Raw genomic sequence first — 2,776 nt, 5'->3', positions numbered from 1 at the left:
TTGATATTCCGGTGATATCCACCCAGTGATTCCGGTGATACCCACCCACTGGCTGAACTATCAATTTGGCAAAGTTATCTTTTTTTTCTTAAACTATCTCCTTTTAATTCGATTCTATGTGAAGGAATCATTCTATCTATGAACGCATCCGCGATCGTTTCATCCGAGAACAGGTCGAACCAGCTAGCCGGAGGTAGCTGACTGGCTATGATGGTTGCTTTCCTGGCATGCCTGTCCTCGATTATTTCCATAAAATCCAGCTGCTGCTGATTGTCCATTGTACCGATACCAAAATCATCGAGTATCAATAAATCTGTCTTGGCCAGCTTTTCAAAGAATCGTATGGTGTCGCCTTCTACTCTGGCGATTTTAATTTTTGCCATCAGCTTTTGCATACTGAAGTAGTGGACGCTAAACCCCTGTTTGCATGCCTGATAACCCAATGCGGAGGCTATAAAGCTTTTCCCACATCCGGTGGCTGCGGTAATCAAAATTGATTCTCCCCTGCGAATGTAATTTCCCGTTGCCAGCGAAAGGATTTGTGATTTGTCTATTCCCCTGGATGCATCGAAACTCAATTCCTCGAGGGTAGCCTGATATCGAAACGAAGCGTTTTTTACCAAACGCGTATACCGGTTTGCCTCCCGCTGATCCCGCTCTCCCTGTATGAGCAGTCTCAGTCCGTCCGCCAAAGAGAGTTCATGGATTTTCCTGCTCTCCTCCAATGTTTTCAATGTAGCAGCCATGCCCGACAGGCGCAGGGCTACAAGTTCTGATTTAATCTGTTCCATTGTTTTGATAATTGTTTGATGAATTTATTGTGGGATTATTCCCCCGCATAATATTTTTTACCTCTAATATTGATGTGCTGTATGTTTTTATTTTTCCCGTCTTGACGTTTTTCTTCTTCCACATCATGCAGATACGCTTTGTTATTGATCACTCTTTTGATGGATTGATAGCTCAGGATATCGTTGTCCAATGCATAGCGGCATACCTGCTCAAAAATTACCGGATCTGTCTTTCGTTGAAGACTCAACAGCCCATCACATCTTTTATACTGTACCTCGGGCACCTCCGCTCTTTGAAAAATAACGGCAATCAGTTCTGCCAACAGCTCGGAGTGTTTGCCGGCTTGCCTGATATAGAACGCCGGGCTGCGATCCTGATAGAAGTTATGGCCGGAACCCATATGCTCTTTGACGGTAGTATATCCGAATCCGATAACGCGTTGGTGTGTGGCCACACATACTCCCCGGACATAAATGCGAACCAAACTTCGGGTATAGATGACATCCGCCTTTTCCCCAATATACTGATAGGGAACTGAGTAGTAACGTTTGTCACGGGCAAGATAGATGCAGTTGTTTTGAGCTACCCTGAGCTTCGCATAATGTTTTATCTCAAAATCTTTTTCCGGAAGTTCTTTCAGCAAAGGCTTTTCTTCCGCCAGAAACTTCTCTTCCCTGCAATATCCTTTTTGCTGCTGACGGGTTTGATTGTGTTCACGCGTTTTATCGGCTAAAGCCCGGTTTATCTCTTCAAGAGAAAAGAAGGTATGATGGCGAAGTTTGGCATAGACGCGCCTGTAGATGATTTTTACCTCATTTTCAACAGAGGCCTTGTCCTGAGGTTTTTTCACCCGCGCGGGCAAAACTACGAATTCGTAATGGTTGGCAAAATCATCCATCACCCTGTTTAGTGTGGGTTCATACCGGTCTGCCTTAATCACCGAAGCCCTCAGATTGTCTGTAACCACTATCTTGGGAGAACCTCCCAGATGTTTTAAGCAACAGGAAAGAGCGTAAAGAAAATCATCGGTGCTTTGCGAGGGAACGGCCATTACAAAAGCATAGTCGGAGTAGGGCAGGCAGGCTACAAACACCTGGGTCTGTATTACTTCTCCACTCTCCGGGTCGATATAGGGAAAGGTATCCCCGGCAAAATCCACAAAAAGCTTTTCGCCCGGGTTGTGCTGCAATATGCTTCCCGGTTTGCGTGCATGGAGGATCTGCCCTAAATGAAAACAGAACTGGGAGTAGCCGTAACCATCCGGATGACTTTTCCTGTATTCCTCCCAGAGAAGATAACGCGTGACATGCGGGTTTTTGAGTTCTTTCTCCCAATAAGGAATCATACCCTTAAACTCTTCGAAACGATCCTGCTTGTAAGCGGGATTGCCGGCAAAGAGCTTACTCTCCAAAACCGGTTCATCCAGAGCCAGCAGCTCTTCTATGCTGTATTCATGCTCTTTGATCTTACGCACATAGGTATTGACCGTTCCTTTATATAACCCCAAATCACGGGCTATCTTTCGGTTTGAAACGCCCTGCACGTGTAAGCGAAGTACTTGTTTTACCTTACTCATGTTAATTATTATTCCTGCCATACGATGATGTGATTAGTAGATATATCACACAATCTTATGAAAAATAATCAAGACAAGTGGGTGGGTATGCGCCAAAATTCGGATGTGGCTGATAATGGAAAGAGGCAAAACGTAGTATGCTTTTTATGAGCATGTTAAACTCGGGAAATGGGTGCATATGCTCCGGAATCGTATGAATTTTTCCACTACCTTGCAATGCTGGGTGCATATGCTCCGGAAAAGTGGGCGCAGAGCCTTTTATTCCCTCTTTTTTGCTCTCTTATTTTTACAATATATAAGCTGTTTTCTTGGATATATGACAAAATGGTTGATTTTCGAAGAATTTGCTATCTTCTTAAATCACCGGATTTTGACCGGAAAGTGGGTGGACATGCTCCGGATTATCCA

The 2,776-nt window shown here is 44.4% G+C and carries 3 protein-coding genes; 1 reads left to right on the top strand and 2 read right to left on the bottom strand.

What is annotated here, in order from left to right; translation table 11 throughout:
• Positions 1-74: 74 nt before the first annotated feature.
• Together istB and istA are read right to left on the bottom strand one after the other, a co-directional pair.
• Complete coding sequence (gene istB, locus OLM34_RS11360) at positions 75-791, bottom strand: IS21-like element helper ATPase IstB (protein ID WP_264407378.1); 717 nt, start codon at positions 789-791, stop codon at positions 75-77.
• A 35-nt stretch (positions 792-826) separates the two neighbouring features.
• Positions 827-2,389 (bottom strand): IS21 family transposase, encoded by a 1,563-nt coding sequence (istA, locus tag OLM34_RS11355; RefSeq protein WP_264407377.1) that lies wholly within the window; start codon positions 2,387-2,389, stop codon positions 827-829.
• A gap of 147 nt (positions 2,390-2,536) precedes the next feature.
• Here istA and OLM34_RS11350 point away from each other — a divergent pair.
• Positions 2,537-2,776 (top strand): hypothetical protein (locus OLM34_RS11350; protein ID WP_264407376.1); only part of this gene is annotated, 240 nt, incomplete at its 3' end.

Origin of the sequence: Anaerorudis cellulosivorans (genome assembly GCF_025943985.1) — a bacterium.
Taxonomy (GTDB): Bacteria; Bacteroidota; Bacteroidia; order Bacteroidales; family Dysgonomonadaceae; genus Anaerorudis; species Anaerorudis cellulosivorans.
Note: the sequence above shows the minus strand (reverse complement) of the source record. Positions and strands in the feature narration are given on the sequence as shown.